Origin of the sequence: Streptomyces montanisoli, assembly GCF_017813245.1 — a bacterium.
Lineage (GTDB): Bacteria > Actinomycetota > Actinomycetes > Streptomycetales > Streptomycetaceae > Streptomyces > Streptomyces montanisoli.
Map to the genome: position 1 here is coordinate 47,200 of NZ_JAGIQL010000020.1, position 13,076 is coordinate 60,275.

13 protein-coding genes are annotated in these 13,076 nt (G+C 72.5%); 6 read left to right on the top strand and 7 right to left on the bottom strand.

The window, feature by feature from the left end:
• Positions 1 to 78 precede the first annotated feature (78 nt).
• Positions 79 to 1,560 carry a cystathionine beta-synthase gene (locus tag JFN87_RS07695; protein ID WP_209339149.1) on the bottom strand — a complete coding sequence of 494 codons (1,482 nt, stop codon included), beginning with the start codon at positions 1,558 to 1,560 and terminating at the stop codon, positions 79 to 81.
• 249 nt (positions 1,561 to 1,809) lie between these two features.
• Between JFN87_RS07695 and JFN87_RS07700 the strand changes: the two genes are divergently transcribed.
• Entirely contained in the window at positions 1,810 to 2,793 is a 984-nt protein-coding gene (locus JFN87_RS07700) for an SGNH/GDSL hydrolase family protein (RefSeq protein ID WP_209339165.1), read from the top strand.
• Positions 2,794 to 3,157: 364 nt separating this feature from the next.
• A complete protein-coding gene (locus JFN87_RS07705; protein ID WP_209339150.1) occupies positions 3,158 to 4,378 on the top strand; it encodes an acetyl-CoA C-acetyltransferase in 1,221 nt (406 codons plus the stop codon).
• A 151-nt stretch (positions 4,379 to 4,529) separates the two neighbouring features.
• On the opposite strand, the gene JFN87_RS07710 is transcribed toward JFN87_RS07705, so the two are convergent.
• Positions 4,530 to 6,014: a hypothetical protein gene (locus tag JFN87_RS07710; protein ID WP_209339151.1), complete on the bottom strand. Its 1,485-nt coding sequence runs from the start codon at positions 6,012 to 6,014 to the stop codon at positions 4,530 to 4,532.
• 392 nt (positions 6,015 to 6,406) lie between these two features.
• Here JFN87_RS07710 and JFN87_RS33555 point away from each other — a divergent pair, with 392 nt between their 5' ends.
• Both JFN87_RS33555 and JFN87_RS07725 read left to right on the top strand, forming a co-directional pair.
• Positions 6,407 to 7,543 (top strand): hypothetical protein, encoded by a 1,137-nt coding sequence (locus JFN87_RS33555; protein ID WP_245178925.1) that lies wholly within the window; start codon positions 6,407 to 6,409, stop codon positions 7,541 to 7,543.
• A 195-nt stretch (positions 7,544 to 7,738) separates the two neighbouring features.
• On the top strand, positions 7,739 to 8,548 hold the full coding sequence (locus JFN87_RS07725) for an IclR family transcriptional regulator (protein ID WP_209339152.1): 810 nt from the start codon (positions 7,739 to 7,741) through the stop codon (positions 8,546 to 8,548).
• Here the strand turns inward: JFN87_RS07725 and JFN87_RS07730 are convergent.
• The 4 genes from JFN87_RS07730 to JFN87_RS07745 all read right to left on the bottom strand — a co-directional run bounded on the left by JFN87_RS07730 (position 8,499) and on the right by JFN87_RS07745 (position 11,238).
• Positions 8,499 to 9,458: a PDR/VanB family oxidoreductase gene (locus tag JFN87_RS07730; RefSeq protein ID WP_372449199.1), complete on the bottom strand. Its 960-nt coding sequence runs from the start codon at positions 9,456 to 9,458 to the stop codon at positions 8,499 to 8,501. The genes JFN87_RS07725 and JFN87_RS07730 overlap by 50 nt on opposite strands.
• Before the next feature lie 53 nt (positions 9,459 to 9,511).
• Complete coding sequence (locus JFN87_RS07735) at positions 9,512 to 9,709, bottom strand: hypothetical protein (protein WP_209339167.1); 198 nt, start codon at positions 9,707 to 9,709, stop codon at positions 9,512 to 9,514.
• Entirely contained in the window at positions 9,706 to 10,755 is a 1,050-nt protein-coding gene (locus JFN87_RS07740; RefSeq protein ID WP_209339153.1) for a Rieske 2Fe-2S domain-containing protein, read from the bottom strand. Before JFN87_RS07740 ends, JFN87_RS07735 begins: the two co-directional genes overlap by 4 nt.
• Before the next feature lie 162 nt (positions 10,756 to 10,917).
• Positions 10,918 to 11,238 (bottom strand): hypothetical protein, encoded by a 321-nt coding sequence (locus tag JFN87_RS07745; RefSeq protein WP_209339154.1) that lies wholly within the window; start codon positions 11,236 to 11,238, stop codon positions 10,918 to 10,920.
• Between the two features lie 159 nt (positions 11,239 to 11,397).
• Here JFN87_RS07745 and JFN87_RS07750 point away from each other — a divergent pair, with 159 nt between their 5' ends.
• Positions 11,398 to 11,628, top strand: coding sequence for a DUF4287 domain-containing protein (locus JFN87_RS07750; protein WP_209339155.1), 231 nt, complete (start codon positions 11,398 to 11,400; stop codon positions 11,626 to 11,628).
• Between the two features lie 74 nt (positions 11,629 to 11,702).
• Here the strand turns inward: JFN87_RS07750 and JFN87_RS07755 are convergent, their stop codons facing one another.
• A complete protein-coding gene (locus tag JFN87_RS07755; RefSeq protein WP_209339156.1) occupies positions 11,703 to 12,572 on the bottom strand; it encodes a Bax inhibitor-1/YccA family protein in 870 nt (289 codons plus the stop codon).
• Positions 12,573 to 12,744: 172 nt separating this feature from the next.
• On the opposite strand from JFN87_RS07755, the gene JFN87_RS07760 reads away from it, so the two are divergent.
• Positions 12,745 to 13,076, top strand: a 332-nt coding sequence (locus tag JFN87_RS07760; protein WP_372449197.1) for a protease pro-enzyme activation domain-containing protein, incomplete at its 3' end; no start/stop codon positions are given.

The window sequence follows — 13,076 nt, forward strand, 5'->3', positions numbered from 1 at the left end:
GGGCCGCTGCCCGCCCCCACCAGGGGCGGGCAGTGCGCGCGAACCGCCGCACCCCGTACGGGGGGCGGCGGTCACGCCCTACGCGACCGGAGTCACGGCCCCGGGGCCCGCGGCCGCACCCGCGGTGGCACTCGCTGCCGCGCCCGCGCTCGCGGCGGTCCCCGCCGACAGGTACGCCAGCAGGTCCTGCCTGCTCACCACGCCCACGGGCTTGCCCTCGACGAGGACGATCGCGGCGTCAGCGCCGTCACGTCCCGTGCCGCTCAGCGCCGCCATGAGGTCGGCCACCGGCTCGCCCGAGCCGACCTGCGGCAGCGGCGGCGACATGTGCGACTCCAGCGCGTCGGTCAGCGTGGCGCGCTTCGCGAACAGCGCGTCGAGCAGCTCGCGCTCCACCACCGAGCCGACGACCTCGGCGGCCATCACGTCCGGGTGCCCGGCGCCCGGCTTCACGAGGGGCATCTGCGACACCCCGTACTCCCGCAGCACCTCGATGGCCTCGCCGACCGTCTCGCCCGGGTGCATGTGCAGCAGCGTCGGGATCGCGCCCTCCTTGTGCCTGAGGACGTCGCCGACCGTGGCGCCGCCGCCGTGCTCGAGGAAGCCGTAGTCGTTCATCCACTCGTCGTTGAAGATCTTGCTGAGGTATCCGCGTCCGCTGTCCGGCAGCAGCACGACCACCACGTCGTCGGGTCCGAGCCCCTCCGCCGCCTTCAGCGCCGCGACGACCGCCATGCCGCAGGAACCGCCGACGAGCAGGCCCTCCTCCTTGGCGAGGCGGCGCGTCATCTGGAAGGAGTCCTTGTCGGAGACGCCGATGATGTCGTCCGTCACCGTGCGGTCGTAGGCCGTCGGCCAGAAGTCCTCGCCGACGCCCTCCACCAGGTACGGGCGCCCCGAGCCGCCCGAGTAGACGGACCCCTCCGGGTCGGCGCCCACGATCCGCACGGGACCGCTCGCGCGGTCGGCGCTGATCTCCTTGAGGAAGCGGCCCGTCCCCGAGATGGTGCCGCCGGTGCCGATGCCCGCCACGAAGTGCGTGATGCGGCCGTCCGTCTGCTCCCACAGCTCGGGCCCGGTCGTCTCGTAGTGCGAGCGCGGATTGTTCGGGTTGCTGTACTGGTCGGGCTTCCAGGCGTCGGGCGTCTCACGCACCAGCCGGTCGGAGACGTTGTAGTACGAGTCGGGGTGGTCGGGGTCGACGGCCGTAGGGCAGACGACGACCTCGGCACCGTACGCGCGCAGGACGTTGATCTTGTCCGTGGAGACCTTGTCCGGGCAGACGAAGACGCACTTGTAGCCCTTCTGCTGGGCCACGATGGCGAGGCCGACGCCGGTGTTGCCGCTCGTCGGCTCCACGATCGTGCCGCCGGGGCGCAGCTCGCCGCTGCGCTCGGCCGCCTCGATCATGCGGAGGGCGATGCGGTCCTTCACCGAACCGCCGGGGTTGAAGTACTCGACCTTGGCCAGGACCGTCGCCTGGATGCCCGAGGTCACGCTGCGCAGCCTCAGCAGCGGGGTGTTGCCGACGAGGCTGATCATCGAATCGTGGAATTGCACCGTTTGTCTCCGGTTTGTCCGGGGCTGCCATCGGGATCTCCGAGATGGTCCCCGACAGCCTAGACACGGCCTGCGTACGGGCGTACGGGCCTTGGACACGGCAGCCTAGGCACCACGGCGGCCCCGTTCAGGCATACCGGTCGGATTTCGACCGTTGATGTCGTTGGTGGGGGGCCGCGCGGCGGGCAGATATGCGGTGTACGTGCGTGTGTGCAGGAGGAGGTGGCTCGGACAGTGTCGAGAGCGAGGGTGGCACGGCGGATCGCGGCGGGCGCGGCTTTCGGAGGCGGAAGCATCGGCCTGCTGGGGGCGGCCGGCATGGGGGTGATGCTGGCGGAGGTCCAGCTCGCCAAGCGCCGTGTGGGGACCCCGGACGCGCCGATCCCGGCGAACGGCAACGGCTGGTACGGGCTCGCCTTCGGCGAGGCGCGGTCGCTGCGGATCGGCGTGATCGGGGATTCGCTGGCGGCGGGGCAGGGGGTGCGGCGGGTCGGGCAGACGCCGGGGGCGCTGCTCGCCTCGGGGCTCGCGGCGGTGGCGGAACGGCCGGTCGACCTGGTGAACGTGGCGCTGCCCGGCGCGCGCTCCAACGACCTGGACCGGCAGGTGACGCTGATGCTGTCGGACCCGTCGCGGCTGCCGGACGTCTGCGTGGTCATGATCGGCGCCAACGACGTCACGCACCGCATGCAGCCGACGCAGTCGGTGCGCTACCTGTCGGCGGCGGTGCGGCGGCTGCGGACGGCGGGGGCGGAGGTGGTGGTCGCCACGTGCCCTGATCTCGGCACGGTCGAGCCCGTGTACCAGCCGCTGCGCTGGCTCGCGCGCCGCACGAGCCGCCAGCTCGCGGCGGCGCAGACGATCGTCACGGTCGAGCAGGGCGGCCGCACGGTATCGCTGGGCGACCTGCTCGGCCCCGAGTTCGAGGCGCACCCGAGCGAGATGTTCGGGCCCGACCACTATCACCCGTCCGTGGACGGGTACGCGACGGCGGCGATGGCCGTGCTGCCCACGGTCTGCGCGGCGCTCGACCTGTGGCCGGAGACGGACAGGCTCGACGTGCTGCGCGACGAGAACATGCTGCCGGTCGCCAAGGCGGCGTCGGAGGCGGCATCCCGCGGCGGCACGGAGGTCACGGGCGCGCGTGCGCCGTGGGCGCTGCTCAAGCACCGCCGCAGGCGCCACCTCCCGGCCCAGGAACCGGCCCCGAGCGAGGCGCGCCAGGACTCCTGACGGCCCGGGCATCCGACCGGGCCGTACGTGCCGCGCCGGCCGGCATCGTCCCCCGCGCCGCCCCGGTCGCCCGGCCCGCTTCACCGGCCCGCCGTCAAGGCGGCCAGGTCACCCGGCACCCGGGCGCCGCGTCCGGGTGCCGGGGGGCGGCCGCAGTGGCCGAGGACCCGCCCCGGCGGCCCGGCCGGCCGGGGCGGGGTGGCTCTGGGGCAGCCGGGGGTGGCCCATCTCACCCCGTCCTCGCCCGCGCCGCGGTTTCGGGACCGGGCACGGCGGGGAACTACCATCGCAATCGCCTGAGCAACCGCTTAGAATGGGCGGACGAGAAGAGCCGCCGACCCACCCCGCCCCCAGGAGCGTCTCGATGCCAGAAGCCGTGATCGTCTCAGCCGCCCGCTCCCCCATCGGGCGGGCCTTCAAGGGTTCACTCAAGGAGCTGCGGCCGGACGACCTGACCGCCACCATCATCAAGACCGCACTCGACAAGGTGCCGGCGCTCGACCCCAAGGACGTCGAGGACCTGATGCTCGGCTGCGGTCTCCCCGGCGGCGAGCAGGGACACAACCTGGCCCGCATCGTGGCCGTGCAGATGGGCATGGACCACCTGCCCGGCTGCACGATCACGCGGTACTGCTCGTCCTCGCTGCAGACCTCGCGGATGGCGCTGCACGCCATCAAGGCGGGCGAGGGCGACGTCTTCATCTCGGCGGGCGTCGAGATGGTCTCCCGCTCCGTGAAGGGCACGAGCGACGGCCAGCCCGACACGCACAACCCCCTCTTCGCGAGCGCGGAGGCCCGCACGGCGGAGGTCGCGCAGTCCACCGGCGCGGACTGGCACGACCCCCGGCAGGACGGGCTCTTCCCCGACCCCTACATCGCCATGGGGCAGACCGCGGAGAACCTGGCGCGGCTGAAGGGCATCACGCGCGAGGAGATGGACGAGTTCGGCGTGCGCTCGCAGAACCTCGCGGAGGAGGCCATCAAGAACGGCTTCTGGGAGCGGGAGATCACCCCGGTCACGCTGCCGGACGGGACGGTCGTCGCCAAGGACGACGGCCCGCGCGCCGGCGTCACGATGGAGGGCGTCGCGGGCCTCAAGCCGGTCTTCCGCCCGGACGGACGCGTCACCGCGGGCAACTGCTGCCCGCTCAACGACGGCGCGGCCGCGCTCGTGATCATGTCGGACACGAAGGCGCGCGAGCTCGGCCTGACGCCGCTCGCCCGCATCGTCTCCACGGGCGTGACGGCGCTCTCCCCCGAGATCATGGGCTACGGCCCGGTGGAGGCGTCCAAGCAGGCGCTGAAGCGGGCCGGGATGACGATGGCGGACATCGACCTCGTCGAGATCAACGAGGCGTTCGCCGCGCAGGTCATCCCGTCCTACCGCGACCTGGGCATCCCGCTGGAGAAGCTGAACGTGAACGGCGGCGCGATCGCCGTTGGCCACCCGTTCGGCATGACGGGGGCGCGCATCACGGGCACGCTGATCAACAGCCTGCAGTTCCACGACAAGCAGTTCGGCCTGGAGACGATGTGCGTGGGCGGCGGCCAGGGCATGGCCATGGTGCTGGAGCGGCTGAGCTGAGCCGCAGCGAAGGGTAGGGGTTCGTCCGAGGAACGAGGACGGGCACCTGCCCGCAGCGGAGGCGAAACTCAGCGCGACCGACAACACGCACGGCTGAGCTGAGGTGAGGTGAGCCGGCCCTCGTCCGGCCGGGGGCCGCCTCGGCGGTCCCTCAGCCCGACGAGAGCTGGTTCTCGATCTCCTTCAGCCACTTCTCGGTCTGCTCCGGATCGTTCAGGGACTTCTCCCACTCGTCCGTCGCCATCCGCATCTTCTGCGGCCCGGCCTTCAGGACGACCAGCAGTTCCCTGGCGGAGGCGCGCAGCTTCGGCGAGGTGCCCTTGCCGGCCGGGACGTCGGGGCCGGCGGCGAGGCCGTAGAGGGTGCGCGCCATGGCCTGGCGCTCACCGTGCTTGGCCTTCTTCCAGAACTTCAGCGCCTCCTTGAGGGCCTCCTGCTGCGAGGCGGGCTCGGCGGGTGCCTCGCCGCCCTCCTCCACCGAGGGGGCCCAGCGCTCGGGGTGGCGGGCACCCTCGTAGCGCTTCATGCCGGCGCGTCCGGTCTTGTACGCGGTGACCGAGAGCAGCAGTCCCGCCGCCGTCGCGGCGAGTGCCCAGCCGACCGGGTTGCTCGCCAGCGTTCCCGTGGCGGCCGCGGCGATCGTCACGCCGGCGGCTGCCGACCTCACGCCGTCGCCCAGCGCGCCGACCCCCAGCTTGAGCACCTTGTTGCGCTGCTTGCCCAGGACGTAGTTCTTGCTGGTGTTGAGCGCGTTGGTGTCCTCCGCGAGCTTGAGGCCGCCCGCGGCCTTGTCGATCCCCTTGAGGGCGTCGCCGACCTGGTCGAGGGCGGTGTCGAGCCGCTGCGCGAAGGTCCCCTCCCCCTCGTCGTACGAGCGTTCCAGCACGAGGTAGGCCTCGCCGAGTGCCCGGTGGCCCGCCAGCTCCGCCTCGCGGAGCTCGGCGAGTTCCTCGTCGCCGACCGGCGTTCCCACGTCGACCTTCTTGATGGCGCGGTACTTGCGTGTCGTCACCCCGGCCCGCCGCGTGGCGCGGACGCTCTTGGCGCCCGCCACGGTGCTGAGCACCCCGCCGCCGGCCTCCGCGGTGGTGGCCGCCGCGACGGCGTCCGAGTGCAGGAGGTTCTTCGCGACGGACAGGTTGTCGGAGACGAACGTCGTCATGGACTGGATGGCGTCGAGCGCTTTGGAGGGGTACTTCTTGCGCGCGGCGTGGGATGCCGGCCCCGACGGGTTCTCCTTGGACTCCTTGTACGCCTTGCGCGCGTCCAGGACGCCGTTGACCGCGGTGAGGCCGTCCGTGGCGGCCATCTCCCCCGCGGCCCCGCCGGAGGCCTCGTGCACGTTATCGCCGAGCGGCGCGTCGGAGGTCTTGGCGGCCTGCGTGGCCAGCCCCGCGTCGATCGGGTTCATGCCGCGGAGAACGAAGGTGTCGAGGCGGTCGAACTGCTTGTTGGCCCGCTCCAGCGCGTCGGCGATCTTCTCGCGGATGTTCAGCCCGCTGCGGGACTTCTTCGCCTTGCCCGCCGCCGCCTTGCCGTCCTCTTCGAGGCGCTGGACGACGGCGGACGCGGCACGGTTGCCGGCGAGTGCCTGGATCGTCCCCATCGCGGGCCCGACGCCGCCCGCGTGTGGCACCCCCGACAGGCTCCCCGGCCTGGTGGCGGGGCGTCGCGACTGTGAAGCCGCCGGTCGCCGCGTGCGGGCCTCGAAGGCCGGGATACCCACCGCCATCCTCCCCGTGTTCATTTCGCGTGTTCGTAGTATCGACTACCCGCGATCGTGAGACAACGTTTCCCTGATGTTCGGATCGGCGTGCACCCGGCCGTGACGGAAACGTCCCCCGGATTGTGACCAAGTCCAAGGATCGCTTCTTTTTCCCTGGTCAGAGCGTTCGCCGTGGCTACTGGTGGGTCCAAAGACCCGCCCATTTCGTGACGTAATGCACTGACGGCCGCCACGCCCGCACGACAAGCTGAGATAGGAAGACCGGGGGAATCCGATGAGTTTGGGAGTAGTGAGTGAGCGCCATGTCTCTTGCCCTGCTGCTGACCACGGCCACCGCCACCGCCGTGGGTGCGGCCGCACTGCACGCGGCCCACGGTCTGCGGAAGCAGGTCACCGCGCTGCGCGGCGACCTGGCCGAGGTCAACGGCTGCGGGCTCGGCGCCTCCGTGCCACAGGCCAGGAACAGCGCGAACGCGGCCGTCACGCCCGACGCCGCGGAGGCGATACGCACGGCGGTGGCCGAGGCCCTCGCCGACGAACGCGAGCGTGAGCTCGCGGAGGCCCGTGCCTTCTGGGCGGCCCAGGACGCCCGCGACGCGGCCGACGCCCCTACGGTGTTCGGGAGCCTGAACGGCGCGGGCATGGACCCGTCCATCGAGGACGTGGCCTTCTACATGCCGCGCCAGGCCGACTTCTCCGGCCTTGAGGCCCTCGACCACGACCTGCCCGGCCTCTCCGGCCTTCCCGGGCTCTCCGGCCTGTCCGGCCTTCCGGGCGGCGCCGGTGCCGTGAACGGCGCAGCGCCCGAGCCCTACGAGCCCGTCGCCTACGACCAGGTCGCCTTCGACCACGTCGCCGACGCGTTCGACGACTTCACCGGCCCCCTGCCGTCCACGAACCCGGAGGCCGGCCAGGACGCCGCGATCGGCGCGGACGGCCTGAACGGCCTCAACGGCTTGGATGCCCTGGGTGACCTGGACGGCGACGGCACCACGGGATCCTCGGAATCCACGGACGAGTACCCGGCGGACTCGCCCGAGCTGGCCGCGGCCCGCCGCAGGCACCCGTCCCACCCGGACTTCGTGCCGAGCCGCACACCCGTCGTCACGGACCATGAGCGCACGGTCGCCCGGCTGGGGAAGCTGGCCGAGTCGCGTACCGCGCTGTCGGACGTGCGTCCGGGACCGCTGGGCACGCTGGACGTCTACATGTTCACCGACGGCACCACCCTCTGCATGACGCCCGGGCACCGGGAGACGGCGGAGCGCCTCGCGCGCGCCCTGCGCGAGGGTGCGGCGCCGTTCCTGCTCGGCGGGTCGGGCGTCGCGGGCGCGTACAGCCTGACGTTCTCCTGCGGCACGGGCGAGGACGGCGTCGACGGCGCGGCCGCCGATGACCACGTCTACATCCTCGCGGACCGCGTCATCGCGTCGCTCTAGGCGCGGAGCGCTCCAGCCGGACGCGAAGCGTCCGAGCGCGCCGGCACCCCGAAACACAGGCGGGCCCCCATGGAGGCCCGCCTCGCTGTTTCCGGCTGCGCACCGGATGCGCCGGCGCATGTGCCTCTCCGTTGACGAAGACGGGGCGCCTGCCTAGCTTTTCGTCAGGCGACGGGCCGGCCGAGGGAGAGCCGTATGACAGGCATGGACGGCACGGGGTCGGTGACCAGCAGGGCGCTGCGGGTTCTCGAGGCGTTCTCGGCGGACACGCCCGTGCTGAGGCTGACGGACATCTCCCGCCACACCGGCCTGCCGCTCACCACGGCCCACCGGTTGGTTGCCGAGCTGACCGAGTGGGGCGCGCTGGAGCGCGAGAGCGGGGGCGGGTACCGGATAGGGCTGCGGCTCTGGGAGATCGCCTCGCTCGCCCCTCGCGGGCTCGGGCTGCGCGAGCCGGCCCTCCCCTCGCTCTCCGACCTCGCCCATGTCACCCGTGAGAACGTCCAGTTGGCCGTGCGCGAGGGCCTTGAGGTGGTGTACGTGGAGCGCCTGGCCGGGCGCGGCGCCGTGCCGGTGCTCACCCGCGTCGGCGGCCGCTTCGCGCCGGCGCCGACGGGCGTCGGGCGCGTCCTGCTCGCCTACGCGCCCCCGGAGGTCCAGGAGCAGGCGCTGGCGCAGCCGCTGGTCCGCTGCACCGAGGAGACGCTCTGCGACCCTGACAGGCTCAGGCAGGCGCTGGCCGAGGTGCGCCACGCGGGGGTCGCGATCTGCGAAGGCCAGGTCACCCTGGACAGCGTGTCCGTCGCCGCGCCCGTGTACGGGCCTAGCGGCGAGGTCGTCGCGGCGGTCTCCGTCGTGGTCCGCCTCGGCAGCGTCCAGCCGTACGCGCTCGTCCCGCTGGTCCAGGTGGCGGCGCGCTCCATCTCGCGCGTCCTGGGCGGTGAGGGCGGGCCGGTCAGAGGTCGAGCACCAGCCTTCCCGAACGGCACCGGGACACGCAGATGAACATCACGTCCCCCACGGCCCGTTCGTCGGCCGTCAGCAGCGAGTCCCTGTGGTCGGGCACGCCTGCGAGCACCCCTGTCTCGCAGGTGCCGCACGTGCCTTCCCGGCAGGAGGACAGGACGGGCACCCCCGCGTCCTCCACCGCTTCGAGCACGGAGCGGTCCGGCGGCACGGTCAACGTCATTCCCGACTGGGCGAGTTCCACCTCGAACGACTCCGCGGACCCCGCGTCGCTGCCGGCCGTTGGCGCGAACCTCTCCGTGTGCAGGGCCGTCGGCGGCCAGGACGCGCAGCGCTCCTCGACCGCGGCCAGCAGGGGCTCGGGGCCGCAGCAGTAGACCGCGGTGCCGTCGCGCGCGACGCCCAGCAGGCCGTCCAGGTCGAGCAGTCCGGTCTCGTCCTGCGGGCAGATCTCGACGCGCTCGTGCCACCTCGCCCGCAGTTCGCCGGCGAACGCCATGGACGCCCGGGTGCGGCCGCCGTAGACGAGGTGCCAGCCTGCGTCGCGCCGGTCGGCCTCGGCGATCATCGGCAGGAGCGGTGTGATGCCGATGCCTCCCGCGATGAAGAGGTAGCGCTCGGCGGGGACCAGGGCGAAGTGGTTGCGGGGCCCGCGTGCCCGTACCGTGGCGCCCTCGGTGAGCTTGTCGTGCACGTACTGCGAGCCGCCGCGGCCCGCGGTCTCGCGCAGGATCGCCACTTGCAGGGCGGACGTGTCGCCGGGGTCCCCGCACAGGGAGTACTGCCGTTCGAGCCCGGGTCCGAGCAGCAGGTCGATGTGGGCGCCGGGGGTCCATGCGGGCACCGGCAGTCCGTCGGCCCGGGTGAGTGTCAGCCGGACGACGCCGTCGGCGAGCGTCTCCCTGCGCGCGAGGGTCCGGGTCAGCGGCGGCCCGGGCTCGGGAGAGATGTCGACTGCGTCCGCGTCCGCCGTCGCGTCCGCCGTCACGTTCGCTCCCGCGCTCACGCGCCGTGCTCCGGGTGTGCGAGCAGCCAGTCCCACAGCTCCACCGGGTCCTCGAACTCCCGCTTCTCACCGCAGAAGCAGACCGCGAGCAGCCGGTCGGTGCCCGGCACCCAGTGGATGCGGTAGACACCGTCGTCGACGGGTGCGGGCCCACCGGGCACGCCGACCGCGCCGGGCGCGCCGGCCGCGCTCATCGTGCGGCCTCCTCGGCGAGCCGCTTGAGGATGCGGCGGGCGGCGAGGCCGCCGGTGTCGATGTTGATGCTCAGCTCCTGGTAGCCGTCGCGCTCGGCGGCGACGGCCTTCTCCAGAACGTCGAGGGCGACGACGTCCTGGAGGACGACGGTGCGGTTGTTGTCGTGCAGGAAGCCGCTGACCTTCTCGTCGCCGAGGGCGAAATCGCGCGCCACGGCCCAGAAGTCGTGCGTGCTGTTCTCCGTCTCAGGGGTGATCGCGTAGACGACCTCGACGTGGAAGGCGTCCGGGTCGCCGCCGTCCGCGTCCGGTGGCGGCGTGCCGACCGGGGCGATGCGGCTGTGCAGCAGGTAGAGGCAAGGGGCGTGGTACTCGATGTCCTGCCAGCGCGTGATGCGTCCGGTGATGCCGGTGGACTCGGCGTAGAACGGCGGGCACACGGCGTCCTCCATGTGCCGGCTGACGCGCACGATCCCCGCCTGCTCGTCGACCTCGGTGGTGATCGGCGTCTCGGCGACCTCGGGCGTGCCGATGTAGCCGCCGTGCAGGTACGTCTCGTGCGAGAGGTCTAGGAGGTTGTCGACGAGGAGCCCGTGGCGCGCGGCGAGCGGCTCCATACCGGAGACCGTCGTGTATCCCGGCTGATCCAGCCAGGGCGCGCGGGGGATCAGCTTCTCGTCTGCGAGCTCGCGGTCGCCGATCCACACCCACACGAACGAGTCCTGCTCGACGACGGGGTACGAGGTGAGCCGCGCGGTGCGCGGTATGCGCCGCTGCCCCGGGACGTTGACGCAGGCGCCGTCCGCCCCGTACGTGAAGCCGTGGTACCCGCAGACCACCTGGTCGCCAACGAGGTGGCTGGGCTTCTGGGAGAGCGGGAAGCGCCGGTGCACGCAGCGGTCCGACATCCCCGTCACCTCGCCGGCCTCGGTGCGCCACAGCAGCACCGGCTCGCCGCAGACCGTGCGCGAGAACAGCTCGCGGCCGACCTCGTAGCCGTAGGCCGCCACGTACCACTGGTCGCGGACGAAAGGCGTCGTCGTCATCTGTGCCTCCTGGGGAAGGAGCGTGCGGAGCGGAGGGCACCGCCGCAGCGGTGGGCTCAGCGTGCTCTTCCCCGGGGGCGTGGGCCAGGGCGGTTTCCGCTCAGCGGAAGGCGGAACGGCGGCGCCCGGAGGCCACGGCGATCGCGGTCATCGCGGTCACCGCTACAGCTTCGCGGCTGCGACGGTCCTTACGACCGACCTGACGGCCTCGTCCAGCTCCTGCTGCGACGGGGCCGCCCGCAGCGCCTCGGCGAGGTCCGACGCGGCCACCGCCAGCTGGTCGGCGACGACGAACATGCCCGCGTCCGGCATCACTCGCGGCTCCGCTTCCGGTGCCTCGATGCGCTGCGCGCGGACGGAGAGCTCCCTGGCCAGCGCGAGGGCGGCGGTGGCCGCGCCGCGTCCGAGCCTGCTCTGCGGGGCGGCGCGCAGCCGGTCGGTGAACCGGTCCACGGTCGACGTCAGCGGGGTCGTATCCAGCACACGCCGACCCTACGCGCCCGGCGCGCCTCCCGGGCCGGGGACGCCGCGGACCGCCCCGGGCTGTTGCCAACGGGCGAACGCTCAGGCACGGTGTGGTTAACGGGTGCTTGAGCGGCAGCCGCCGCTGCACCAGTACGCGCGAAGCGTCCGGAGGCGCCGATGTCCCTTGTCTTCTCCGAAGAGACCCATCGCAACATGCTCTCCCACATCCCGCAGTGCACCGGCCGCGAAGTGTCGGAATGGCTGCGTGCGCTCGATGACGGCCCCGCCCTCGTCCGGTTCGAGGAGAAGGTCAGCTGGCTGCGGGGCGAGCACGACCTGTCGTACGGACACGCCAAGGCGATCGTCCACGAGTACGAGCTGAGGCGGGCGGCGCGCCGCCTGCTCTGACCTGACCTGACAGACCCCATCGACTGACCGACGGAAGGGCCGTGGGCAGTGTGTGCCCGCGGCCCCTCCCGGCGTCAGTTGTCGCTCTGCAGGATCGACAGGACCCGCAGTACCTCCAAGTAGATCCACACCAGCGTCATCGTGAGCCCGAAGGCCGCCAGCCATGACTCCTCGCGCGGCGCGCCGTGGGCGACGCCGTCCTCGACCTGCTTGAAGTCGAGCGCGAGGAAGCAGGCGCCGAGCACGATGCCGATGATGCCGAAGGCGATGCCGAGGCCGCCGCTGCGGAAGCCGAGCCCGTCACCGTGGGTGAAGAGCGAGAACAGCAGGTTGACGAACATCAGGATGAGGAAGCCCATCGCCGCGGCCGTCACGAACCGGGTGAAGCGGCGCGTGACGCGGATCCACCGCATTCGGTAGGCGAGGAGCGTGCCGGCGAAGACGGCCATGGTGCCGAGCACCGCCTCGACGACGACACCCGGGGCGATGTACGTGCTGACCACGTTCGACAGCACGCCGAGGAAGAACCCCTCGAACGCGGCGTACGCGACGATCAGCGCGGGCGCGGGCCTGCGCTTGAACGACTGGATCAGGCCGAGCACCAGCGCGACGATCGCCGCGCCGAAGGCGATGCCGTAGGACTTGCCGAGGTTCGCCTCGTCCACCGGCAGCGCCAGCCAGGCCAGGACGGCCGTGACGACGACCGTGCCGAGCGTGATCGCCGTGCGGGAGACGACGTCGTCCATCGTCATGGCGCCCGGCCGGCCCGCCGCCGCCTGCCTCGCGTACGTGTCGGCCGCGTAGGGGTTCGTCGCGTACGGATTGCCGCCCATGGCCGGGCCCGCGGGCGCCGTGTTGAAGCCCGCGTACCCACCGCCGCCGACGCCGCCACCGGCGCCGCTGGTGAAGCCCCGGCGTGACAAGACGGGGTTGCTGCTCCTCATCGCACTCCTTCGTGACCGCCGTGCGCGGCCTCACGTCAAGGGTAATGGGAAGGCAAAGAAAACCGTTCCGTCCCCGTTCCGTCCCCAGTCCGCCCCCAGTCGGTCCTCAGGGTGACCCTGCCCGCGTCACACCGCCGTCACACCGTGGTCCGCGTCGCCCTAACCTGACCGCATGACCTCCTTGCCGCTGCCCGGCAGCTTCCGCGACGACGTCCCGTGGACGGAGCGCCTGGGGCCTCTCGCCGCGGACGAGCGCGTCGATTTCGTCGTCGTCCTGCGTCGCAGGGCCGCCCTCCCGCGCGAACTGGTCGAGGGGACGGGCACGGTGACGCGCGAGGCGCTCGCTGCGCGCTTCGGGGCCGACCCGCGGGACGTGTCGCGGGTGCGGCGCGTCGTCGAGGCGGCCGGGCTGGCGGTCGAGGAGGTGCACGAGGGGTCGCGCCGGATGCGGGTGTCGGGGCGCGCGGACGCCGTCGGCGCGCTGCTGGGCACGGAACTGAGCGC

What these genes read in the sequence shown, in the direction of transcription:
- JFN87_RS07735 (WP_209339167.1), bottom strand. Translation starts at nt 9,709, where the DNA reads ATGAGCGCGGCCGGCGCGCCCGGCGCGGTCGGCGTGCCCGGTGGGCCC.
- JFN87_RS07725 (WP_209339152.1), top strand. Translation starts at nt 7,739, where the DNA reads ATGACAGGCATGGACGGCACGGGGTCGGTGACCAGCAGGGCGCTGCGG.
- JFN87_RS07705 (WP_209339150.1), top strand. Translation starts at nt 3,158, where the DNA reads ATGCCAGAAGCCGTGATCGTCTCAGCCGCCCGCTCCCCCATCGGGCGG.
- JFN87_RS07755 (WP_209339156.1), bottom strand. Translation starts at nt 12,572, where the DNA reads ATGAGGAGCAGCAACCCCGTCTTGTCACGCCGGGGCTTCACCAGCGGC.
- JFN87_RS07740 (WP_209339153.1), bottom strand. Translation starts at nt 10,755, where the DNA reads ATGACGACGACGCCTTTCGTCCGCGACCAGTGGTACGTGGCGGCCTAC.
- JFN87_RS33555 (WP_245178925.1), top strand. Translation starts at nt 6,407, where the DNA reads ATGTCTCTTGCCCTGCTGCTGACCACGGCCACCGCCACCGCCGTGGGT.
- JFN87_RS07750 (WP_209339155.1), top strand. Translation starts at nt 11,398, where the DNA reads ATGTCCCTTGTCTTCTCCGAAGAGACCCATCGCAACATGCTCTCCCAC.